Annotated in this window: 19 protein-coding genes; 6 read left to right on the forward strand and 13 right to left on the reverse strand. The window is 63.8% G+C overall.

The genetic code is table 11. From position 1 onward, the window contains the following. Positions 1–14: 14 nt before the first annotated feature. The gene (locus tag IVB26_RS22555; RefSeq protein WP_247967474.1) at positions 15–3,164 is read right to left on the reverse strand and encodes a GAF domain-containing protein; all 3,150 of its coding nucleotides are present in this window, start codon (positions 3,162–3,164) and stop codon (positions 15–17) included. A 398-nt stretch (positions 3,165–3,562) separates the two neighbouring features. Here IVB26_RS22555 and IVB26_RS22560 point away from each other — a divergent pair, with 398 nt between their 5' ends. Beyond that, a complete protein-coding gene (locus tag IVB26_RS22560; RefSeq protein WP_247967475.1) occupies positions 3,563–4,867 on the forward strand; it encodes a COG3904 family protein in 1,305 nt (434 codons plus the stop codon). A 65-nt stretch (positions 4,868–4,932) separates the two neighbouring features. On the opposite strand, the gene IVB26_RS22565 is transcribed toward IVB26_RS22560, so the two are convergent. Further along, entirely contained in the window at positions 4,933–5,718 is a 786-nt protein-coding gene (locus IVB26_RS22565; RefSeq protein ID WP_247967476.1) for a helix-turn-helix transcriptional regulator, read from the reverse strand. A gap of 110 nt (positions 5,719–5,828) precedes the next feature. On the opposite strand from IVB26_RS22565, the gene IVB26_RS22570 reads away from it, so the two are divergent. Next, the gene (locus IVB26_RS22570; protein WP_247967477.1) at positions 5,829–6,908 is read left to right on the forward strand and encodes a zinc-binding dehydrogenase; all 1,080 of its coding nucleotides are present in this window, start codon (positions 5,829–5,831) and stop codon (positions 6,906–6,908) included. Between the two features lie 90 nt (positions 6,909–6,998). Here the strand turns inward: IVB26_RS22570 and IVB26_RS22575 are convergent, their stop codons facing one another. From IVB26_RS22575 to IVB26_RS22620, 10 genes are all read right to left on the reverse strand, one after another. After that, complete coding sequence (locus IVB26_RS22575) at positions 6,999–7,703, reverse strand: ABC transporter ATP-binding protein (protein WP_018320184.1); 705 nt, start codon at positions 7,701–7,703, stop codon at positions 6,999–7,001. 7 nt (positions 7,704–7,710) lie between these two features. After that, positions 7,711–8,991, reverse strand: coding sequence for a lipoprotein-releasing ABC transporter permease subunit (locus IVB26_RS22580; RefSeq protein ID WP_247527002.1), 1,281 nt, complete (start codon positions 8,989–8,991; stop codon positions 7,711–7,713). Positions 8,992–9,081: 90 nt separating this feature from the next. Next, positions 9,082–10,401, reverse strand: a complete 1,320-nt coding sequence (proS, locus tag IVB26_RS22585) for a proline--tRNA ligase (protein WP_247967478.1) — start codon at positions 10,399–10,401, stop codon at positions 9,082–9,084. Between the two features lie 144 nt (positions 10,402–10,545). Next, positions 10,546–12,108, reverse strand: a complete 1,563-nt coding sequence (locus IVB26_RS22590) for a copper resistance CopC/CopD family protein (protein ID WP_247967479.1) — start codon at positions 12,106–12,108, stop codon at positions 10,546–10,548. After that, positions 12,108–12,635, reverse strand: coding sequence for a YcnI family copper-binding membrane protein (locus tag IVB26_RS22595; protein ID WP_247967480.1), 528 nt, complete (start codon positions 12,633–12,635; stop codon positions 12,108–12,110). Before IVB26_RS22595 ends, IVB26_RS22590 begins: the two co-directional genes overlap by 1 nt. A gap of 29 nt (positions 12,636–12,664) precedes the next feature. Further along, entirely contained in the window at positions 12,665–13,201 is a 537-nt protein-coding gene (locus IVB26_RS22600; RefSeq protein ID WP_247967481.1) for a copper chaperone PCu(A)C, read from the reverse strand. Positions 13,202–13,228: 27 nt separating this feature from the next. Continuing rightward, positions 13,229–13,729, reverse strand: a complete 501-nt coding sequence (locus IVB26_RS22605; protein ID WP_247973250.1) for a TlpA disulfide reductase family protein — start codon at positions 13,727–13,729, stop codon at positions 13,229–13,231. Then, positions 13,726–14,937 carry a sialidase family protein gene (locus tag IVB26_RS22610; RefSeq protein WP_247967482.1) on the reverse strand — a complete coding sequence of 404 codons (1,212 nt, stop codon included), beginning with the start codon at positions 14,935–14,937 and terminating at the stop codon, positions 13,726–13,728. The genes IVB26_RS22605 and IVB26_RS22610 overlap by 4 nt, the downstream gene beginning before the upstream one ends. 26 nt (positions 14,938–14,963) lie before the next feature. Next, positions 14,964–17,372, reverse strand: a complete 2,409-nt coding sequence (locus IVB26_RS22615; RefSeq protein WP_247967483.1) for a TonB-dependent receptor family protein — start codon at positions 17,370–17,372, stop codon at positions 14,964–14,966. Between the two features lie 93 nt (positions 17,373–17,465). After that, positions 17,466–17,852, reverse strand: coding sequence for a DUF2946 domain-containing protein (locus IVB26_RS22620; RefSeq protein ID WP_247967484.1), 387 nt, complete (start codon positions 17,850–17,852; stop codon positions 17,466–17,468). A 470-nt stretch (positions 17,853–18,322) separates the two neighbouring features. Here IVB26_RS22620 and IVB26_RS22625 point away from each other — a divergent pair, with 470 nt between their 5' ends. The 4 genes from IVB26_RS22625 (at position 18,323) to IVB26_RS22640 (ending at position 22,453) form a co-directional block, all read left to right on the forward strand. Continuing rightward, positions 18,323–18,727, forward strand: a complete 405-nt coding sequence (locus IVB26_RS22625) for a globin (RefSeq protein WP_247967485.1) — start codon at positions 18,323–18,325, stop codon at positions 18,725–18,727. 138 nt (positions 18,728–18,865) lie between these two features. Next, positions 18,866–19,888 (forward strand): sugar ABC transporter substrate-binding protein, encoded by a 1,023-nt coding sequence (locus IVB26_RS22630; RefSeq protein ID WP_246921063.1) that lies wholly within the window; start codon positions 18,866–18,868, stop codon positions 19,886–19,888. Positions 19,889–19,909: 21 nt separating this feature from the next. Next, on the forward strand, positions 19,910–21,412 hold the full coding sequence (locus IVB26_RS22635; protein WP_247967486.1) for a sugar ABC transporter ATP-binding protein: 1,503 nt from the start codon (positions 19,910–19,912) through the stop codon (positions 21,410–21,412). A 12-nt stretch (positions 21,413–21,424) separates the two neighbouring features. Further along, entirely contained in the window at positions 21,425–22,453 is a 1,029-nt protein-coding gene (locus IVB26_RS22640; protein ID WP_247967487.1) for an ABC transporter permease, read from the forward strand. A 293-nt stretch (positions 22,454–22,746) separates the two neighbouring features. Here the strand turns inward: IVB26_RS22640 and IVB26_RS22645 are convergent, their stop codons facing one another. Next, positions 22,747–23,451 carry an L-2-amino-thiazoline-4-carboxylic acid hydrolase gene (locus IVB26_RS22645; RefSeq protein ID WP_247967488.1) on the reverse strand — a complete coding sequence of 235 codons (705 nt, stop codon included), beginning with the start codon at positions 23,449–23,451 and terminating at the stop codon, positions 22,747–22,749. Positions 23,452–23,461 lie beyond the last annotated feature (10 nt).

Below are 23,461 nucleotides of genomic sequence, written 5' to 3' on the forward strand. Positions count from 1 at the left end.
CGCCCGAAACGTCTTCAACCCTCGTCGAGCAGATTGCGAACCTTGGCGGCCAGGTCTTCGATCGCGAAGGGCTTGGAAAGCAGATGCTTGCCGGCATCGAGCATGCCGTTGTGAACGATCGCGTTGCGCGTATATCCGGTGGTGAACAGCACTTTCAGATCCCGGTGTCGCTTCGACAGTTCGGTCGCAAGTTCAGCGCCGGTCATGTCGGGCATGACGACGTCGGTAAACAGCAGATCCGGAACGAAACCACTTTCGATCGTCCTGATCGCTTCCTTGGCGCTCGCGGCCTCGATCACCGTATAGCCAAGCTCGCGCAGGCTTTCGGATGAGATGCTGCGGACCCGCTCGTCGTCCTCGACGACGAGGATGGTCTCGCCGCGAAGGCTTGCACTGGGATGTGTCACGCCTTGCGACGGAGTCGAGGCAGCCGTCTCGCCCGCGAAACGCGGAAGATAGATCTTCACGGTCGTGCCGACGTCGACTTCCGAGTAGATTTTGACATGACCGCCCGACTGCCGGACGAAGCCGTAGACCTGACTGAGGCCGAGACCGGTGCCCTTGCCCACGACCTTGGTCGTAAAAAACGGATCGAATACCTTTCCCAGCACGTCGGCTGGAATTCCAATGCCGTTGTCCGTCACGGCAATGAGAAGATACTGTCCCGGCGACAATGCGTATTCGCGGGCGAATTTCCGGTCGATCGAGACGTTGCTGGTTTCTATCGTCAGCCTGCCGCCCTTCGGCATCGCATCGCGCGCATTCACCGCGAGGTTGATGATCGCGCTTTCCAACTGGGCCGGATCCGCCCTGACGCGCCAGAGGCCGTCCGCAAGGACCGTTTCGAGGCGGACAAGCTCGCCGAGCGATCGCTCCAGCAGCTCGCTCATCCCTCCGACCATCTTGTTGAGGTCTACGACTTCGGGCGCCAAGGGTTGTTGGCGAGAGAACGCGAGCAACCTTTGCGTCAAGGTGGCAGCCCGGTTTGCTCCGTCGATGGCGCCCTCGATGAAGCGGTCGATGTTGACCTCTCCCTTGCCGAGCCGCCGCTTGGCGAGATTCAAGCTGCCGAGAATCACGGCCAGCATATTGTTGAAGTCGTGGGCGATGCCTCCGGTCAACTGACCCACGGCTTCCATCTTCTGGGATTGTCGCAATTGCTCCTCGGCCTTCATGCGCTCGGCGATCTCATCTGCGACACGCTGCTCCAGCTCGGCGTTGAGCGCCTCGAGCCGGGTCAGAAGCCGGGCGTTGTCGATCGCGGTGGCAGCATGGCCGGCAATTCCGAGCAACGCGGCCTCATGCTCGGGCTGGAATTTACCTGTCTCGGCATGACCGAAGAAAAGCCCCCCGAGCACCTCGCCGGTCCGCGAGATCACAGGGACCGCCAGATAGGATCGGACCGGTAGATGGCCCTCGGGCATGCCCTTCCGCGGTGCGTTCTTGCCATAGCGCGGATCCTGCAGGATGTCGTCGGACCTCACTACGCCTGTGCCCTCGAAGGTCGGCCCGAACACGGCAGTATTGCGGGGCATCGGAAAGTTCTCGAAGGCGGATCGCGGCACGCCGGACAACGAATAGAGCATGTAGCTGCCGCCGTCCGCCGTCAGAACGTTGTAGAAGAAAGCTCCAAATTGGGCACCCGTCAGCTCGACGCCGGCATCCGTCACGGTCTGCACGATTTTCTCGAGGTCGCGTTCACGGGCGACCGACGCACCTGTGTCGTTCAGTAGTCTGAGGTGACGCTCGGTTTTCTTTTGCGCGGTGATGTCCAGGACCGTCCCGATGAATCGAACGGCCTGGCCGTCGGCAAAGATGGCTTCACCAGTCGCGGCAACCCAGCGCTCGACACCATCCTCGATCCCGACGGTTCGGTATTCGATGTTGTAACCCGTCGGTGCATTGGAATTTAGCGCTGCTGATACGGCTTCGTGAGCGCGCTGCCTGTCGTCGGGATGAATGCCCCGCAGGAACGACGCTTCATAGCTGACCTCGGCGTCCGGCGAGAGACCGAACACCTCCTTGCAGCGGCTGTCCCATCGCAGAACGTCGTTGACCGGATCGTAGTCCCAGGTGCCGATGCCGGCCGCCTTGTTCGCGAGCACCAGCCGCTCGGCTGCTTCCCGGGCAGCCTGTTCGGAGCGAACGCGCTCGATATGCGCCCAAGATCGCTCGGTCACCTCGGTGAGCAGGGCGAGCTCGCGCGACGTCCACCGATGCGGGCCGCGGTGATGGATCGCCATCAAGGCGGTGAGCTGCCCTTCCTTGACCAAAGGCATGCAAATCGTCGAACCGATCCCGATGTTCTGGAACGTGGCAGCTTCCTCGGGTGCAATCTCCTTCAGATTGTCGTTGATGATGAGTGGCCTGCCGGCACCGAGCTCTCGCACCGCCTTCGTGCCGAAATCAGCGAGGCTGTAGTGGCCAAGGATATGCATCGCGCCGGGCGCGGCCCAATCGCCGCGAATGGTGAAGCCGTCCTGATCGGGATCCATGTCAGCATAGGCACAATTGGAAACACCGAGATGCTCGCCAAGCATCCTGGTCGTCACCGCCATCACGCCATCGGCATCGCGCGTCTTGGCCGTCTCCTTGTTCAGGGCGTCCAGGAAGAGCAGCCGGGCCTCGTTCTCCCGCACGGCCGTCTCTGCACGGCGACGCTCGACCGCAGTGCGCGTGCGCTCGGCGACGTCGCGGATGAGCTCCAGCTCTTCGAGGCTCCATTCGCGGGGCGCGGCGTTGTTGAGATACAGCAGCGCCACGACCCCGTCGGGCTCCGAGATCGGCATGTTGACGAGCGCGCGCGCGGAGATGGCCTCGAGAGCCCCGGCGCGGTCGCCGACACGAGGATCTTTTTCCGCATCCGCACAGACGACGGTGTCGCCGCGCTTCAGATCTTCGATGTAGCTGCCGTAGTCCCGGAAGCGCAGCACCCCCGCCAGGCTGGAGATTCCGGGCGCGTTCCAGTCGCGAACGATGGTGATGGTCTCGGCCGAAATATCGACCGTGCCATAGCCTGCCCGGCTCACCTTCAAACTGCGGCCGAGCAACTCTGCCGCAGCATAGGCAAGATGGTCGGGGTTAGCGATCTCTCGGATGTAGTCGCCAAGTGCGGCCAAGACGGCATTGCGATCGGTCGAGTTCTCCCCGGCCGCCGTTGTCATCTGACTCCCCCCGACAGTTTGCTCGTTTCACCAAATAGCGTTTCAAAGCAAGCTTGCGACGTGATGTCCGCTTCGAGCCGACGACGACGCCAGCGAGAAATCGGCACCCGCGCGTCCGATAACTTCATGAAGGCGTTAAGGTTCCGCCGGCGCACGTCATACGCCGGGTTGCTCCACTCCCCGCCTCCGACACTGGTGAGAGCGAACTGAGGCTGCCCTACAGCGGCGTGCAATCACGAACTTCAGTCGGGGATTATCGTCGGCCTGGTAGCTCGTGTTGCTCGAACCGGCGCGGGATGTCGCAAAATAAACGCGGCCCGAGACGCCACCGCAAGTTGTGACGGCGCCGATCGTCGTATAGCGTCGCTGTTGGTATGCACCTCGTGGTCTGACAGTTCATGCTCGTCCGAGTCCTGTTTCTCCTGGCCTGCCTGTTTCCCGGCGCGTTGCGCGCAGAAGGACCGCCGGCCGAGAAAGCCGGATTTTCGTCCAAGCTGACGATCTATCTCGCCAAGGGCGCCCCCGACGCGTGCGGGCCGGGTTGCGACCGCTGGATCGCGATCGAAGGCCAAATCGACCAGGACGCAGCGTCCCGCCTTCGCCGCTTCCTCGCCGGCGTCAAGGACACGCAGCGGCCGATCTACTTTCATTCGCCCGGCGGAAACGTGGAGCAGTCCTATGTGATCGGCCGGCTGCTGCGCAGCCGCAAGGCGGTCGCGCGGGTTGGCCGAACGATCGCGACGGCGTGCGCCGCAGGCGCGCAGGAGGACGCCGCATGCCTGAAGATCAAGAATGCGACCGGCGAGGTCGAGGCCGACCTCACCACCTACCATGCGATGTGCAACTCGGCCTGCGGTTACCTGTTTTTCGGGGCGACCTCTCGCGAGGTTGCGCCCGATGCCGCGCTGGCGGTCCATAACTCCAGGCTGATCCTCCACTTTCGCGGCAATCCACCTCCGGAGGTGGTCGCAGAGGCGCGGCGGCGCCGGATCGCCGGCGCAGACCGCGACCGCGCCGCGTACATTGCGGCGATGGGAATCAGCGGCGAGCTCGATGCGCTGATCCGCACCGTGAAGTTCGAAAGCCTGCACGTGCTGACGCGGCCCGAGCTCTATCGGTTCGGAGTAGACACGCGGCCGCTGGCCGAGACGATGTGGCGGCTGGAGAAGGGAGCACGACCGTTCATCAGCAAGGTCGCCGCGGTGAAGAAGGAGAGCGACGCCTCGTTCCGGACCATGGAATGGCGCCTGTATTGCGAAAACAAGAAGCGCGTCCCGCTGATGTTCGCAAGCGAGATCGACGCATCCGCCACCGGCAAGAAATCGATCCTGATGGCCGCCAGCGCCGACCTGAGCAAGGAAGCGGGAGGACCTCCGGTGCGGCTCGGAAAGTACGAGGTCTGGAGCGGCGCCGTCGATCCCGACATGGTCAAGGCGGTGCTTGCCTCGCACTCCCTGCAGGTCCGGGAAACCACGCCGGAATCAGAGGGAAAGGCTGAGGTCACAAGCTTCAACATCGACATGTCCGGTTTGACTTCGCTGTGGATTCAGCTCGGGACGTCGTGCAGCTCGGCGGCGGCACGCCCGGCAAAACCCTGGCCAGCGAATGCTCTGCAGCCGACACCCTGGACGGCCACTCCCTGGACAGCAGCAGGTTCCTTGCCGAACGTCAGCGCAGCGCCTTCGGCCGCGCCCGCGCCGTAAGCACGCGGCAAGCGATGGGCCGGCTTGCCAATCACCCCTTCCGAAGCCGAAGCGAGCCCGGTCCGTCAGTCTCCGCCGTCGAGCGGCGTGTAAATCACGAGCTTCAGCGCAGGATCGTCATTGGCCTGGAAGCTGGTGTGCTCGAAATTCAGCACGCCCCTGGTCGGATGGTTCATGGTCTTGAGGCCGGACATGGTGCTGCGGATATCGTGAGCTTCCCACCATTTGACGAATTCCGAACTGCCCTGGCGCAACCGCGTCAGCAGTTCCGAGAAGGCGGGATCGCCGGCCCAGACATCGTGGGTGGCGCGAAACATCGCGACCATGCTCTTGGCCACGTCCGTCCAGCCCGCGCCGTAGAATTTTCGCGTCTGCTTGTTCGTCAACACCAGCAGCAGCGTATTGCGATCCTGCTCCGGCAACTGGCCGAATCCAAAGATCTCCTCGGCCGCCGCGTTCCAGGCCAGCACGTCCCAACGTCGCCCGGTGATGTAGGCCGGCTGCTTCAGGCTTTCGATCATCCGCCGGATGGGCGGCGGCACGATCTCGGGCACGAAGGCGGCCCTCGCGCCGTCACGGGCCAGCGCCTTCAGATGCGCGTGCTCGGTCTTGGTAAGACGGAGCGCGCGGGCCAGCGCGTCGATGGTGGTGACGGACGGGCTGACGGTGCGGCCCTGCTCGAGGCGGACGTACCAGTCGACGCCGATGCCGGCGAGCTGCGCGACCTCCTCACGCCGCAAGCCTGCGGTGCGCCGCCGGCGGCCCGCCGGAAGGCCCACGATCTTCGGCGACAGCTTTTCGCGGCGGGACCTGAGAAAATCGCCGAATTCGACGCGCCGTGGGTCGGCCATTGCTGTCGCTCCCGCGATGGAGGGCTCCTGGAATACTAGGATAATACCAGGCCTTCTTGTCCCCTCCAAGGCGGTGCATATCGGCTTCACCCGATCTTGAGGTGAACATCATGAAAGCTGCCGTGCTCAAATCCTTCGGCTCGCCGCTGGCGATCGAGAATGCCCCCGCCCCGGTGCTCGGCACCGGCGAGGTCATCGTCGATATCGTCGCCACCCGCGTGCTGTCCTACATGAACGAGGTCTTCGACGGGACGCGCAACTACGCGCTCGACCTGCCGATCATCCCCGGCCCCGGCGGCATCGGCCGCGTGCGTGCGATCGGCCCGGACGCGACCAAATTGGCCGTCGGCGACTGGGTGTTCTGCGATCCGACGGTGCGTTCGCGCGACGACGCCGTCGCGCCCGACATCGCCCTGCAAGGACTGACCGCTGCCGGCCCCGGCGGCATGCGCCTGCAACAGCATTTTCGCCACGGCTCGTTTGCCGAGCAGATGCGCGTGCCGACCGAGAACGTCAAACCCCTCGGCGCGATCACATCGCAGCAAGCGACGCAATGGTGTGCCCTTGGGACATTGATGGTGCCCTATGGCGGCTTCCTCGCCGCGAAACTGCGACCAGGCGAGAGCGTGCTGGTGAGCGGGGCAACCGGCAATTTCGGCAGCGCCGCCGTCTCGGTCGCGCTGGCGATGGGCGCGGCCTGCGTGGTCGCGCCCGGCCGCAACGAGGAGATCCTGGCCGACCTCGTCCGCCGCTTCGGCGCCCGCGTGAAGCCGGTGAAACTCACCGGCAATGAGGACGACGACCGCGAAAGCATGAAGCGCGCCGCATCAGGCCCGGTCGATTGCGTGTTCGACATCATGCCGCCTTCGGTCGGCACCAACGTCGTGCGGGCGGCGGTCATGACGGTGCGCCCCTATGGCCGCGTCGTGCTGATGGGCGGCGTCGGTATGGCGGGCGGCCCGGGGCTCGAGCTGCCCTACCCCTGGATCATGCGCAACTGCATCAGCATTCATGGCGTCTGGATGTATCCGCCGGACGCCGCGAGCCGCCTGATCGCGCTGGTCCGCGCGGGTCTGCTGCGGCTCGACGAGTACGAGGCCACGGCTTTCGACCTCGACCATGCCAACGAAGCCATCGCTCATGCCGCCGCCAACGGCGGACCGTTCAAAATGACGGTGATCAGGCCCTGAGCATTCGGGCGGCGACGGAGCGCCGTCGCCTTGTTTTTCGTCAGTCCGACCAGGCACTTGGCTACTGTGCATGGGGTTGTTTTCGCGTTTCTATTCGAGCTCGACCACCTGGCCGTTCGACAGTGAGACGCGCCGGTCCATGCGGCCGGCGAGCTCCATGTTGTGAGTCGCAATCAGCATCGAGACCTTGGTTGCCTTGACCAGCTGCATCAGCGCCTGGAAGACGTGATCGGCGGTGTGCGGATCGAGATTGCCGGTCGGCTCGTCCGCAAACAGCACGCGCGGCGCATTGGCAACCGCGCGCGCGATTGCGACGCGCTGCTGCTCGCCGCCAGACAACTCGGCGGGGCGATGGGTGATGCGGTCGCCGAGACCGAGATAGCCAAGGATCTCCTTGGCGCGCTTGACGCTCTCGGACTTCTTGAGGCCGCGGATCATCTGCGGCATCATGACGTTCTCTAGCGCAGAGAACTCCGGCAGCAGCCGGTGCGACTGGTAGACGAAGCCGATATCGGTACGGCGCAGCTGCGTGCGCTCGATGTCGGGCAGCTGCGAGGTCGGCGCGCCCGAGACATAGACCTCGCCGGAATCCGGCGCTTCGAGCAGCCCCGCGATGTGCAACAGCGTCGATTTGCCCGAGCCCGACGGCGCGACCAGCGCGACCGATTGGCCGGCCCAGAGCGCGAGCTTGGCGCCGTCGAGGATCGTCAGCGGCACCTCGCCCTGCAAGTACTGCCGCTTTATCTCGTGGAGATAAATGACCGGTACATCTTCAGCCCCCTGCTGCTGCTCCATCAGCCCCTCACTCGTACCGGAGCGCTTCGACGGGATCGAGGCGCGCGGCGCGCCACGACGGATACAGCGTCGCCAGGAACGACAGCGTCAGCGCCATGATGACGACGGCCGTGGTCTCGCCGACGTCGATCTCGGCGGGCAGTTTCGACAGGAAATAGAGTTCCGGCGAGAACAGCTCTGTGCTGGTCAGCCAGGACAGGAATTGCCTGATCGATTCGATGTTGAGGCAGATCACGAGGCCGACGAAGAAGCCGACCATCGTGCCGACCACGCCGATCGAGGCGCCCGTGATCAGGAAGATCCGCATGATCGATCCTTGCGAGGCGCCCATCGTGCGCAGGATCGCGATGTCGCTGCCCTTGTCCTTCACTAGCATGATCAGGCCGGACACGATGTTCAGCGCCGCGACCAGCACGATCATGGTCAGGATCAGGAACATCACGTTGCGCTCGACCTGGAGCGCGTTGAAGAAGGTCGAGTTGCGCTGCCGCCAATCGACCAGGAAGACCGGACGGCCCGCGGCCTCCGTCACCGCCTTGCGGAAGGCGTCGATCTTGTCGGGGTTGGTGGTGAACACCTCGATCGAGGTGACGTCGTTGCTGCGGTTGAAATAGGCCTGCGCTTCGGCGAGCGGCATGAACACGAAGCCGAGATCGTATTCGGACATGCCGATTTCGAACACCGCGGCGATCTTGTACGGCTTGATGCGCGGCGTCGTGCCCATCGGCGTGACCGCGCCCTTCGGCGCCACCAGCGTGATGCTGTCGCCGGCATGCAGCGAGAGCTGGTCGGCGAGGCGCCGGCCGATCGCAACACCCTGCCCGTCGTCGAAGCCCTCGAGCGAGCCCTGCTTGATGTTCTTGGCGATCGAGGTGAGGTTGTTGAGGTCGTCGGAGCGAATGCCGCGCACCAGCACGCCAGAGGCGTTCCACGGCGATGACGCCAGCGCCTGACCATCGACCACGGGCGCGGCGAGCCGGATGCCCTGGACCTGGCTGAGGCGGTCGGCGACGTCCTTCCAGTCGGTCAGCGGCGATTCCAGCGGCTGGACCAGGATGTGGCCGTTCAGCCCCAGGATCTTGTCGAGCAGCTCTTTGCGGAAGCCGTTCATGACGGCCATGACGATGATCAGCGTCGCCACGCCCAGCATGATGCCGAGAAAGGAGAACCCGGCGATGACCGAGATGAATCCCTCCTTGCGGCGCGCCCGCAAATAGCGCCCCGACAGCATCCACTCGAATGGCGCAAAAGGCGCGGTCTGCACGGTTTCGGTCATGGTCTCATCCATCGCTCGATAATCCCATGATTCGGGGTCAAATGTGGCCGGATTGGCGGCCGCGATCTCGCGCGATGAACAATATTCAGCCGACCAGCCTTATCAGCCCACAAGTCTTGCGACCGCGTCGGCAGGCGACATGGTCTCGCGGGAGCCGTCACTGCGCCGCTTGATCTCGACCTTGCCGTCGGCGAGCCCCTTCGGCCCGATCATGATCTGCCAGGGGATACCGATGAGGTCGGCGGCGGCAAACTTGGCGCCGGCGCGTTGGTCGGTGTCGTCGTAGAGCACGTCAACGCTCTTGGCGGTGAGCTCGGCATAGAGCTTCTCGCAGGCCGCATCGACGGCAGCATCGCCCTGCTTGAGGTTGAGGATCGACACGCGGAACGGAGCCACCGCCTCCGGCCATTTGATGCCGGCATCGTCATGGCAGGCCTCGATGATGGCGCCGAGCAGGCGCGAGACGCCGACGCCGTAGGAACCGCCATGGATCGGCACGTCGACGCCGTCGGGACCCGCAACCAGGGCCTTCATCGCGTCCGAATATTTGGTGCCGAAATAGAAGATCTGCCCGACCTCGATGCCGCGGGTGTTCACCCGCTTGTCCACGGGCACTTCCTGCTCGAAGCGCGCGGCATCGTGGACGTCTTCGGTGGCGGCGTAGACCGAGGTCCACTGCTTGATGATCGGCGTCAGGTCGCTCTCATAATCGACGTCCTCGCCGGGCACCGGCAGGTCCAGCACGTCGCGATTGATGAAGACGCCGGATTCTCCGGTTTCGGCCAGCACGATGAACTCGTGGCTGAGGTCGCCGCCGATCGGGCCCGTCTCGGCCCGCATCGGGATCGCCTTCAGCCCCATGCGCGCGAAGGTGCGCAGGTAAGCCACGAACATCTTGTTGTAGGCAACACGCGCCGCGGCCTCGTTGAGGTCGAAGGAATAGGCGTCCTTCATCAGGAACTCGCGGCCGCGCATCACGCCGAAACGCGGACGCTGCTCGTCGCGGAATTTCCATTGAATATGATAGAGATTCAACGGCAGGTTCTTGTAGGACTTCACATAGGCCCGGAAGATCTCGGTGATCATTTCCTCGTTAGTCGGCCCGTACAACAGCTCGCGCTTGTGGCGGTCGGCGATGCGCAGCATCTCCGGACCATAGGCGTCGTAGCGGCCGCTCTCGCGCCAGAGGTCGGCAAGCTGCAGGGTCGGCATCAACAGTTCCAGCGCGCCGGAGCGATCCTGCTCCTCGCGCACGATCTGCTCAATCTTCTTCAGCACGCGGAAGCCGAGCGGCAGCCAGGCATAAATGCCGGCCGCCTCCTGCCGGATCATGCCCGCGCGCAGCATCAGCCGATGCGAGACGATCTCCGCCTCTTTCGGATTTTCCTTCAGGATGGGCAGAAAGAACCGCGACAACCGCATGGCAATACTCTGGGAATCAGTGATCGCCTGCAGTGAAACCGGATTGAGAGCGAAAACACAAGACCGGGAATGAGGAAAAGCCGCTAAGGCAACGGAATTCCTGTCATTTTTCCGTCGGACTTCAGGTTCTGCTTAAGCTGTGCCTTACGGCAACGTGACGTCGAGTTCATCTTCGAGCGTGATTTGCTCGAAGTCGGTCACCAGCGCGTCAATTCGCACATGCCAGCGGCCGGCAAAGGGAAGCTCCACCTTGCGCACATGCCAGTAGCCGTCCGCCCCTAGCGAGGCCTTCCGCTCCATCGGCTCGATGCCGCGCTCGGGCAGGCTCAGCGTCAACGTCGCCTCCTTGGCCGCCAACGGTGTCCCCTCGCCGGTCATGAGCTGGAGCACGAAATCGTCGAGCCCCGCCTTGCCCGGAGAGACCAGGACCTGGAACATCGCCTTGTCGCTGTGGATGTGGATCGCCAAAGGCGTCTCCGGAACGATGGTCCGCGGCGGCGGCGTAAAGCGCCAGCCGGCGACCACGGCGAGAATGGCGAGAGCGATGGCGCATTCGAGCAGGATCGAGCGCTTGAGGGCGGGCGTCCCTGTCTCGTTCCGGGCCAGAGCCGGAGTCAGCCGGAACCGATTGAGCGCGGCCAGCGCCAGCAATCCCGTGACCAGGACGAGCTTGATCGAGAGGATCAGCCCGTAACGGGTCGCGACCAGCGCTCCCGGCTTTTCGAGCTGCACGATCGCGAGTGCGAGGCCGGTCAAGGCCAACACGCCGACCGCGAGCGCAGCAATGCGGGAAAAGCGGTTCACGATCGGGAGTGTCGCCGTCGTCGGCTTCGACACCAGCGCGACCAGCGGCGCGAGAGCGCCGATCCACAAGGCAACACCGAGGCCATGGAGAAAGACCGCCGGCCGTGTCAGCGCCTCCGGCGGCGCCGTTGCGGCGTGCCCGGTCATGGCGAGCGACAGACCGACACCGATGAATGCGATCATCGCAAAAGCGCGCGCGTACCATGCGCTGTGCAGCGCCATCCATGCGAACAGCGTGGCTGCGAGGGCAACGATCAAGGCAGGGCCTGCGCTGGTCGCAAATGCGACCTTCCAGGGACTGGCCGTCGCAAGAGCAGTCGGAGGCAGCCCGAGGAGATCGAGGCCCAATACGCCAACGGAGACCACCGCACTCGGAAGGCCGATCGCGAGCGCCAGGCGCGGAACGGCCATGCCGATCATCGACCACGCAACCCAGCGCGCGAAGAACACGCCGCCGATTCCGACGAACAGCCCGACATAAAGCCCGATCCGCGCCAGCCAGATCAGCACGTCCAACCTGTTATCCGCGGCAGCCGGAGGCTTCGTCGCCGTCGGCATGCCGATCGAGAAGGTCACCGATCCCGTGACGGGATGGCCGTCCTGCGAGATCACACGATAGCTGACGACCGCAGTCCCCTCAGGCAGGTCCGCCGGCATCGCGACCGAAATCGTCTCGCCCGATGCGCTGACACGGGTATCGTTCCGCGCCCTGCCCGCAGCGTCGATCAGCCGGATCGCGCCGGGCGTCACCGTCTCGTTGAAGCGCAACTCCACCGCCTTGGGCGCGGTCTTGAGCATGCTGCCGCTCGCCGGCTCGACCGAGACCAGCGCGGCGTGCGCCCACGCGGCGCTCGCGAGGCCGGCAGCGAGGAGCAGCGTCGCAAGCGCGGCGAGAAGGCGCATCAGGGCTTTGGCAACAATTTCACGCCCGGCGCCGGCGCCTTGCCCTCGGACTTGCCCTCATGTGAATGCCCTGCCCCCGCCGCCGGAATTTCGATCCAGCGGCTGACGCCTGCCTCGCATTCCTGAACGACGGGGAAGTACAGAATCGTGTTCGCCTTCAGGGCGTCGGTAAGGAACGTGCTAAGGACGAACTCGTCATAATTCTTGTCCGGCAGCTTGCCGCCGGACCACACCACCTCCTTGACGCCGGAGGAGAGCTTGTTGCCGTGATAGTCATATTCGCCGGCATATTTGCCCTCGACGACGTCGACGTTCCAGCCCGCCTTCGGCATCGGCTTCACCGCGATCACCCCTTCCGGGATCTGGACGCGGATCTTCACCGTCGGCGAGCCCGCGCAGCCGTGCGGCACGGTGAAAACAGCCTTGTACGACGCGCCGACCGTTGCTTGCTTGGTCTCGAGCGAGACATGCGCCGCCGCCGGCGAGGCGGCGAGCGCGGCAGTCAGGAACAGGCAGGATCGCTTCATGTTCGGTCTCCCGAGAGCCCAGATCAGTCTCATTTCATTTTCATTCCCGAATGGTCCGGCATTTTCTTCATGTCCATGTGACCTGAATGCCCGGCATCACCAGGCGCCTGCGCACCCACGCCCTGGACGTCGAGGGAGACGGCGACTTTGCCGGCCCTCTCGAATTGCAGCGTCACCGGCACCTTGTCGCCCTGCTTGAACGGGCCCTTCAGCTCCTGCAACATCAAATGATTGCCACCGGGCGCGAACTTCACCATCTTGCCGGGATCGATCGCGAGCCCCTTGTCGAGTGGGCGCATCTTCATGACGCCATTGTCCATGGCCATCTCGTGAATCTCGGCCTTGCCCGCGATATCGGTGGACACGCTGATCAGCTTGTCTGCCGCCGTCCCCTTGTTCTCGATGGTCAAATAGCCGCCGGCGACCTTCGCGCCGCCCGGCGTCGCGCGGCTCCACGCCTGCGAGATCACGAGATCGCCGGCCTTGACGTCGTCCGCGACCGCCGGTGCTGCGCAGAGCGCAACAGCGAACGCAGCGAGCAGCACGTCTTTCAACATTGTCTTCATAACGGTATTCCCTTTGCAGACTGAACTTCAGCGTTTGGAGCGTTGTTGCGCCGACCATTTTTCGAGATCGGCAATTTCGGCGGAGCCTTCGATCGTCGTGATGGCCCCTTCCCGGGAGATGAGCATGGTCCTGGGGATGTCGCCTTGCCAGGCAGGGTCAATCTCGAACCGCAAGCGCTCGGCAAAGCCGTCGTTGAAGACGAAGTTCTCGGTCGACGACAGTCCCGCCTTGTCGAGCATCGATTGCGTGGCGGCCGGCAGGTTCGGCACGAGATCGGCGCTGATCGTGACGACGTCGATCTCTGGATGGTCTTTTGCAAACCGCCCGAGCAGCGGCAGCTCGACCTTGCAGGGCCCGCAGGTCACGCCCCAGAAGTGCACGAGCGTCGGACGCCCGGTATGCCCCCTCAGTACGCTTTGCCAAGTGCCGCGTTCGAACGGTTTGAGGCCGGGCGACGCCCCAAGCGCCGACGCCGATGCGACCAGGACACCCAGACCCAGAATAATAGCTGCAAGTCGACGTCTCATGGTTGGTCCTCGATCGCGATAAGACGATAGCCATCCGCCTTCGTCATCCATGACAGGTAGATCTGCCCACCGTTGGAAACGAGCAAGGGATGGTCGGAGGTGTCGGTCGTGCTCGATATCGCCTTCGGCGGCGACCAGGTCTCGCCATCATCGCGGGAGGTCTCGATGTGGACTGAGGTCTTCTCGCCATCGAACTCCTTCCAGGCGATCACCGTTCCCTTCGCGCCTGCAAGCACGTAGGGGCGTGTCGGGTTGCGGCGTGGCTGCCCCAGCGCCATCGGCGCAGAGAAGGTCCGTCCTTCGTCGCGGGAGTGGGAGTAGAACAATCCCTTTCGCGCCTTCCCGTTCGTGTACCAGGCGACGTGATAGGTTCCGTTCGGCGCAACGGTGAGACTCGGCCCGTGATGCGGGCAGGCATTGATCTGCCAGTCGTCTTCGCTGACCCGACGGATTTCGCCCGGTGTCGACATATCGGTGAAGGTCATCACCGCATGGTCGCGCACGCCGCCGTCGAAGATGTTTCTGAAGATCACGGCCGGCCGCCCGGGCGCCGCGAACGTCACCCCTAATCGGCAGCACTCGCAGGTGCCCTCACGCGCAAGAGCGGCTTCCGCGTAGGTGGCGCCGCCATCGCGCGAGGCGGCAAAGAACAGCCCCGCTCCCTCGTACTTGCGTCCTGCCTCCTTGGCAGGGACACGATTGCGCTTGTCGACCCAGGCCGCAAAGACCGTTCCATCCTGATCAAGCGCCAGCGCCTCGAACCGCTGGCTCTCGTTGTTTGCGGTGATGGGCTTCAGCTCCGCGAAGCTCTTACCCCCGTCGGCCGAGCGCGTGTAGAGCACCTCTCCGTTGAAGGCCTCGTCCCTGAAGGCCGAGAACGCGAGCGCGATGCCGCCCTTGCGGTCGATGACGATCTTCGGCCGCGCATCCGGCCCCCAATCGAGATTCAGCCGCTTCGTCGTGACCTGGGTTGACGCCGAAAAACTGCGGCCTTCATCCTGCGAACGTGCGACCGAGACCTGCCCCCCCGCCATCCAGACCAGCCACAACGTTCCGTCCGGGCCGAAGGCCGGCGTCGCCTTGGTCGCACAGCGCAGCGTCGGCTCCTCACAGGCCGCTTCGGACGCGTGCTTGCCGTGCATCTGTCCCTGGGCCGCACTTTGCAGGAACACGCAGGCGACTATCCCGAGCAAGCCGGTTCGGATCATGGCCCCACTCCCTTCAAGAGCCCGGATCATTTGAACGCCACCTTCATACCTGCAACGAACAGGCGCGGCGAGCCCGCATAGATCGATCCCGTCGTGTTTGCGAGCGTGCTCCCGGGAATTTGAAGGCCGGCCGCCGTCACCGTATTTGCGATGTTGTTTGCCGACGCAACATAAGTGCGATCGAATACGTTCCTGACTTCGAAAAACAGATTGAGTGACCTGAAAGTGTCGGACACCAGATCGGTCTTGTAGTGGACGTTCACATTGACCAGTTCATAGCCCGGCGCCTTCAGCAGATTCGCATTGTCCATGTAGAAGGAGTCCTTCCACTGGACCTCGACGAAGCCTCCGAGGCCAGCCAGCGGTCCGGCGAACTCGTCGTAGCCAATGCGGGCTGTCAGCTCATTGGGTGAGATACCGGGAATCTTGTTACCCGCACGGTTGAAGCTGAAGACGGCGCCATTGGTGATGTTCTCGACATATTCGGTGTAGACCTCATCGAGATAGGTATACGCCGCCATGAACCGCCAGCCCGGATAGAACTTCCAGTCGGCGGCAAGCTCGATGCCGCGGTGCTCCGACCGCGGCGCGTTGAACATATAGGTCGTGTTGCTCGCGCTGGGATTGCTGGCGGCCTGGCTGACCAATTCATTCCGGAAGAACTCGTAGAATGCCGTTGCACTCAGCTTGACCGCATTGCTTGGCGTCCAATCAAAGCCGAGATCATAGCCGACATTGGTTTGCGTCTTGAGCTGAGTGTTGTTGCCGAAATCACCGTTCGGAAGAACGAACAGATTCGACACTTGCGGCGTTCCGTAACCGGTCGCGACCCGTCCGCGAAACTGCCATTCCTGATTGAGCCTGTAGAGCAGCGCCAATTCGGGAGCCGTGTTCTCAATCCTGCGGTCGACGGCGGTGGGCGTAGGTATCGTAACGACCGGAACGTTGATCGTGTTGTATTTGTAGAGGGTATTGACGCCCTTCAGAATGGTGGTTTCCCATCCAATTCCGGCGATCGCGGTCAAGTCGGGAGTGAGCTTCAACTCCTCCCTCGCCCGTATCCCGTAGTTGGATGTATCGCTGTAGGTGTTGGCCGAGATCAGTCCCAGCGTGGCGTTTCCGCCGGGCATGACGTTACGCGTGTCGCTCGAGGCCACGAGCGTGTTGTACCAGGCGCCAACCAATGTGGTGGACTCCATGCCGAAGATCTCGCCGCGCTTCGTGATGTCGCTCATGTAGTTGTACGAGGGGAAATCGCCGATCGCGCTGGTCGCGCCGGTGGGCTGGCTGATGTTCCTGTCGTCGAAGACGAACTGGTTCCGCCAAGTCATCGTGTTATCGAAGTCGTGCTCCCATCGTGCTCCGACAATGGTTCGTCGATCGTTTCGCCCGAGACCTGCTTGCGTCGCTGTCTCGGTGTCCTTGCCGCCGTTAAAGCCGTTGTTGAAGAGAGACACGGTGGGACATCCGGCGGCCGCCGTTGCACCGGTCGAGCACCCCCGCTGGAACGGATTGGTGTAGAACTGGTTCAGCGACTGCCGGATCGGCAGCCGCGCGCTGAGATCGTTGTTGATGATCTTGACCGTGAAGCGATCGTCCGGCGTCGCCTGGAGGGTGCCGAGGAAGTTGACGGTCTGGGTATTGAACCAGCTGTTGCCGATGTAGCCGTCGCCCCTTGTGTCGCTCGCGAACAGCGAGCCCTCGAAATTCCCGACCTTCTTGCCGGCGGCGAGGTAGTTGTTGAGATAGCCGTAGCTGCCGCCGTCGACGCCATATTCGACGCCGTCGATCGTGCCGCCCGGCCGCGTCCGGAAATTGAGCGCGCCGCCGGTCGCATAATTGCCGTAGAGCGCCGACGAAGGGCCGCGGACCACGTCGATCGCACCATAGGCATGGGGATCGATCAGGTCGCTGCGCGACAGACCGTCCGGCTGTGTCACCGGGAAGCCGTCCTCGAAGATCACGAGATTGCGGATCGCGAAGCCGTTGCGGGCGTTGGAGCCGCGAATCGAGATGCCGAAGTCCCGGGGACCGTTGCCCTGCTTGATCGAAATGCCCGGACTGTCCCGCAGGACGTCGCTGACCGAAAACGACGGGCGATTGTCGAACTGGCTGCGGTCGATGGTGGTCGCGGTCTGGCCGGCCGGCGACTGGTTGAGGCTAGCCCGCGCTTCGCCGGCGCTCCCGGCGTTGTTCTGCCCATGGGCGCCATCGGTCGCGTTCCGCGCGACCGGCCTCACGGCACGGGCCGCCGAAGCGGAGCGCGATCGCGATGGCCGGGTGATTGGCTTGGGACGGGCGACCTGCGGCGCCTCGACCGTCACCGCGGGGAGCGCTTCCGAGGCAGACTGGGCGAGCGCGCCTGAACCGATCGGGGACACCAGTCCGACAAGCACGGGCAAGCCCGCGCTCCCGATCGCACGAATGCGTAACATCTCTTGAATTCCTGACATCCGGCATGTCGGCCGGTCATTGAGCACGCCATCGGCACGCAACGGCGCGCACCAACGGTTCGGTTTGTCGCTACGTCAGGAAGATTGAGGTGGGGCGCGCGCCTGAGCGCTCGTGCCCGCGTGAACGGCGATCGCAAGCGCATCCGCCGGGTGCCACACCACGGGTTCGGCATGGCGGAAGGGAATTTGGAGTACCGCATGCGTCGGCGAATCGAGCGACGCATTGGCTTGGCCCAGACAACACAGGGCGCACGCGCCGGCATGCGCGGTCGGCGCGCCGGTCCGATCGTTCAGGCCGCCTTGATCGCCCCCACTGTGGCAGATGATTCCGGCAGACAGCGGATCGGCAACGGCGAGCCCCGTCGCCCAGCAGGCGGCAATCGGCGCCAGCACCTGCATCGCCAAAGCGAGCAAGACCAGGGGCAGGAATTCTTGTAGCCGCGCGCGCATCCGCCGAACCATTCGTTCGTCTGCTAACTAAACACCGTGCCGGCCCCAAGTCGAGGTCAGTTCCGCCGCCTTCTTGGTCCAGCGCAAATTTGGCCGAGAACCGTGGTCGGAGTAACCCACCACGGGACCGGGGTCGGGGATTTGAGGCGCGTCAAACGGCCCGCCGCCCACAGATTTCTTAGATTTGTCATATACTTGGGGGCCAAAAGCCCGATCATTTCGCCAACTGCTCGAATTTTGAACATTCGTTGCCGAAAATGATGACAAGTGAGAAAAGTTGATCTAGCATCCCTCTTGCTCAGGCGCTGACCGCGAGGTCAAGGCCTGGTGGTCCAAGTCTCGGGAGGAGCCCCTGGCGCGCAAAACGCAGCGTCGCCCCGTCAATCAAGAGCAAATCTTAGAATCGGGGATAATAGGGTCGACACAATTTTTGAGCGGGGCCAGGGCCCCGCTCTTTTTTTGTCCGCGAGGCTGAGGCGCCGATGCATGCGTCTCCCAATCCCATCGAAAAGAGTTTTGAGCTTGCAGCCTCCCGTTGCACTGATCTCACGCCGCTCGTCTATCAACGGTTGTTCAAAGAGCATCCTGAAACACAGGCGATGTTCCGCTCGCAAGGCAGCGGGCTCGTGATGGGGTCGATGCTCGCGCTGACGATCGAGGCGATCCTCGACTTCGCAGGCCAGCGGCGCGGGCATTTCCGGCTGATCACCTGCGAGATCGCCTCGCACGATGGCTACGGCACGCCGCGCGAGCTGTTCATCGCCTTCTTCGCCGTCATCAGGGATACGCTGCGCGATCTGCTCGGCGATGAATGGTCGACCGAGATCGCGCAAGCCTGGGACACATTGCTCGTCGACATCGACGCACTCACCGGCGCGACCGGCTGACGCTTTGCGCTGCACCAACCCGGCTTGCCGCGATGGCGAGTGATTGCGGATTGAGTGGCACCAACTCTTGTGAGACACTTTCGGACATCGGTCGCGCAATCAATGACGCGCCGACGATAAAGTGTATGGGAGCGAGCGATGTCCGGGACGAAAGATTTCTCGACGACGAGGCGCGATCTTCTTCAGGCGGCCGCGACCGCCGGCGCCGGAGCTGCCCTCTTCGGCAGCATGGGTATCAATCCAGCACTGGCGGCCGAAGTCGGACGCAGCGAGAAGCCGCTGAAGGCGGCATTCTCCAATGCGGGCCTTCAGGCCACCTGGTGCGCACAGGGCAAGCAGGCCGCGGAGTTCTGGGGCAAGCTGTTCAACGTCGAGGTCACCTGGTTCGATGGCCAGCTCGACGCCGTGAAGCAGCGCGCGGCGATCGACAACATGGCCTCGCAGAAATGGGATTTCGTCGCGATCCAGGCCTTCGGCATCGGCACCCTCACCCAGCCCGTGCAGAAAATGATCGACGCCGGCACGCCCGTGATCGACATGGACACGCTGATCGCGCCGCTCGACCAGATCAACGTCCACTCCTTCCTCGCCCCCGACAACGAGTTCATGGGCGCCTCGGTGACCCAGGCCCTCTGCAACGCCATGGGCGGCAAGGGCAAGATCATCATGACGCAAGGCGCGCTCGGCCATACCGGCGCGCAAGGCCGCGCCAAGGGCTTCACCTCGGTGGTCAAGCAATTCCCCGGGATCGAGGTACTCGATACCCAGCCGGCCGACTGGGACGTCTCCAAGACGGCGCGTCTGTGGGAAACGTATCTGACCAAGTATCCGCAAATCGACGCGGCGTTCTTCCACAATGACGACATGGCGCTCGCCGCCGCCAACATCATGAAGGCGCGGGGCCGCACCAACATCCTGATCGGCGGCGTCGACGCCATGCCGCCGGCGATCCAGGCCGTCAGCGAGGGCCGCATGTTCGCGACCGTCCGCAACCCCTCCTGCCGCATCCATGGCGGCGCCATCATCGCGGGCGTCTCGGCCGTGGTCGGCGGCGAGAAGAGCGGACAGGGCATTCCCAAGAACGTCGTCACCGACGGCCCGGTCGTGACCAAGGCCAATGCCGCCGGAATGCAGTGGATGCAGGATCACTTCCTGATCTGAGCCTCCAAGATCTGAACTTTCATGTCAGAGGGTCGCTCGCCCATCCTTGAACTGCAGGGCATCACGAAGAGCTTCGGCGGCGTCGAAGCACTCCGTGGTGTCGACTTCGCGCTTCTTCCCGGCGAGATCCACGGTCTCGTCGGCGAGAACGGCGCCGGAAAAAGCACGCTGATGAAGATCATCGCCGGCGTGCACACCGAATTCTCCGGACGCTTCCTGATCGACGGGACGGAGACACATTTTCGCTCGGCCCGCGACGCGCACGCGGCCGGCATCGCCATGGTGCATCAGGAGCTCTCTGTCGCGCCCGACCTCACGGTCGCCGAGAACGTCTTCCTCGGCAACCAGCCGACCAACGCCTTGGGCCTCGTGCAATGGCGGCGCATGGCGCGCGAGGCCGGCGAGCAGCTCGCCCGCTTCGGCATCGACGTCGATCCGATGAGCAGGCTCGGCGACTTGCCGATCGGGCTGCAGCAGCTGATCGAGATCGCCCGCGTGCTGTTCTCCGGCGCCCGCATCGTCATCCTGGACGAGCCGACCTCCGCCCTCTCCCCGCCCGAGGTCGAGCGGCTGTTCGCAACGCTTCGGCGCCTGCGCGAGCAAGGCACTGCCATCGTCTTCATTTCGCATTTCATCGAGGATATTTTGCGCGTGTCCGACACCGTGACTGTGTTCCGCAACGGGCGGAAGGTCGCGGAGACGGCGAGCGCCGCGACCAGCAAGGGCGCGCTGATCGAAGCGATGATCGGCCGCGGCGGCGAGGCGCTCGAGCACAGCTACACCGACGATCTGATGTTGCCACAACCGAGCGGAAGCTCGGTGATCCTGAAGGTCGACCAGCTATCGCTCGCCCGCACTCTTCAAGACGTCTCCTTCGAGGCGCGCGCCAGCGAGGTGCTCGGCATTTACGGCTTCATGGGCTGTGGCCAGCAGGAGCTGTCGCGCATCCTGTTCGGCAAGCTGAAGCCGGACAGCGGCACGCTCGCGGTCGAGGGCAAGCCAAAGACCTTCGCCAGCACGGCGGCGGCCCGGCGGGCCGGGGTGGCGCTGGTGCCCGAGAGCCGGCGCGACATGCTGTTTCACCAGGAGCCGGTCTACAAGAACATCTCGATCAGCATTCTGGACCGCATCTCGGCGCTGCTGCTGAAGCCGGCGCAGGAGCGCGACATTGCCCAGCGCCAGGTCGAGCAGCTGCAGATCAGGCCGCCGGTGGTCGGCCTCGACCTCGGCATGCTCTCCGGCGGCAATCAGCAGAAGGTCGCGCTGGCGAAATGGCTGACCTACCCGCCCAAGCTTTTGGTGTTGTGCGAGCCGACCCGCGGCATGGATGTCGGCGCCAAGAACGACGTCATCAACATCGTCCGCGACCTCCGCGCCAAGGGCCTTGCGATCATCGTGCTCTCGACCGAGCCGGAAACGGTGCTGTCGCTGGCCGACCGCATCCTCGTGCTCAAGCGCGGCGCGGTGGTACGGGAATTCAAGAACGAGCCGGTCAGCAAGGACCGCCTGCTGGAAGCGGCGTGACGGAGAAGCACCATGGCGAGCAGTGAAACGGTTCCGGCGGTGGGGCAGCGGGCACGCGGTCTAGCGCCCTTCCTGCGCTCGCAGATGCGCAACATCGCCCCGTTCCTGACGCTGATCTTCCTGTCCGGCTTCTTCGCCTTTGCCAGCCCGTCCTTCGCGACGCTGGACAATCTCGGCAACATCCTGACGCAAGTGTCGGTCACCGGCATCATCGCGGTCGGCCTCACCTTCGTGATCCTCTGCGCCGAGATCGACCTGTCGATCGCCAGCATCGCCAACGTCACCGGCATCGCGGTCGCCTACTTCACGCTCCAGGAATCCTACGTCAACATCGCCAACGTGCCGCTGCCCGGCGCAGTCGCGATTCTGCTGTCGATCCTGCTCTGCGCCCTGCTCGGCCTCGTCAATGCCCTCGGGCTGACCGTGATCGGCATCCCCTCCTTCATCATGACCTTGGCGATGATGCAGATCGCGGCCGGCATCTCGGCGCTGCTGGTGCGCGGACAGATCGCCTACAAGGTTCCGAGCCTGATCACGACGCTCGGCTCGGGCTCGATCGGCGGCATCCCTTGGCTCGTCATCGTCGCAGCCATCATGCTGCTCGCCGGCCATCTGGTGCTGACCTACACGCGCTTCGGCCGCTACGTCTACATGGTCGGCGGAAACCGCGAGGCGGCCGAGTATGCCGGCCTTAACGTCAAGCTCATCCTCGGCGCGGTGATGGTGATCTCGGCGGTCTGCTCCGGCATCGGCGGCATGCTGGGCGTCGCCCATTTCGGCAGCGCGCAGCAGAACGAGTTCGACACCTATCTGCTCGACTCCATCGCCGCCGTCGTCGTCGGCGGCACCAGCCTGTTCGGCGGCCGCGGCGGCATCGGCAACACCATCGTCGGTCTTTTCGTGCTCGGTGTTCTCAATAACGGCCTCGACCACGTCAACATCGACAGCTTCCTGAAGATCCTGATCCGCGGCCTGATCCTCTTGGCTGCGCTGGTCATCAACGTCTATGCGCAGCGGCTGAGGGAAAAAGCGGCGGAGTAGCCTCCGCTCGAAACAAAAAGTGCGAAAACAACCCCATGCACAGTAACCGGGGCTAGCGAAATCAATGGCTTGCCGGCGACGCGCAAAAGGGTGATCCGTCGCCCTTCGAGGCCTCCGCTGCGCTCCGGCACCTCAGGGTGACGGAGAGAGAGCGAGGCTCGCTGTATCGATCCCGTCATTGCGAGCGCAGCGAAGCAATCCAGAATCATTCCGCGGTGGCAGCCTGGATTGCTTCGCTGCGCTCGCAATGACGATGTGGCGACAAGAGGGCTGAACAACGTTGAGAACGTTGCTTAGCTCCCGGCGGTCCGGTCCGGCGGAAGCCGCGAAAATCTGAAATCGCAGTGGCTCGCGCCGCCGGCCAGCGTTTGCGTCCGTTCCAGGCGGATGCCGCGCGTTGCGTAGGCGTCGAAATCGAGCCCGCAGATGTTCGGCAGGATGGCCTTGTCTCCGTGGCGAGCAGCGAATTTGCAGAAGCCGCAAGCCTTGTAGTCGATACCGAATTCAAAGTGGTCACCCGGACCGGGTTCGACGAAATCGTAGACGAAATCTTCCGAAAACGCGTCCCGATGGCTCTTCGTGACGCTCTCTGCGGCCTGCTCGCGGAGCAACGCTTGGTTCTCCGGCGACATGAATTGGCGTCCCGCGGCTAGACGTTCCGCTTCAGGCACCGTGAGCAATTGCGCCTTGTAGGTTTCCCGCTCGATGTCGCCGATCACGGGCAGCGGCACGCCGTGTCGCCGGAGCACGCGGCTGATGGCCATGAAGCCCATGAGACGCATGAAGAAATCGCTCATGCGGCTTGCCGCGCCACCGACATAGGGCATTTGGGTGAGCACGAGCTCGAATTCGTCCATCACCTCCCGCCGGATGGCGTTGGTATCGGACACAAGGGCGCGCTTGGACAGCATCGTTTCGGCGAGGTCGAGCCGATGGCACATGGCGGCTTCCATGGCACCGCGATGCGCTTCGTAAAAGGAATGGATCGTCTCAGGCATTGGATGTTTC

The sequence above is a fragment of the Bradyrhizobium sp. 195 genome (assembly GCF_023101665.1).
Classification (GTDB): domain Bacteria; phylum Pseudomonadota; class Alphaproteobacteria; order Rhizobiales; family Xanthobacteraceae; genus Bradyrhizobium.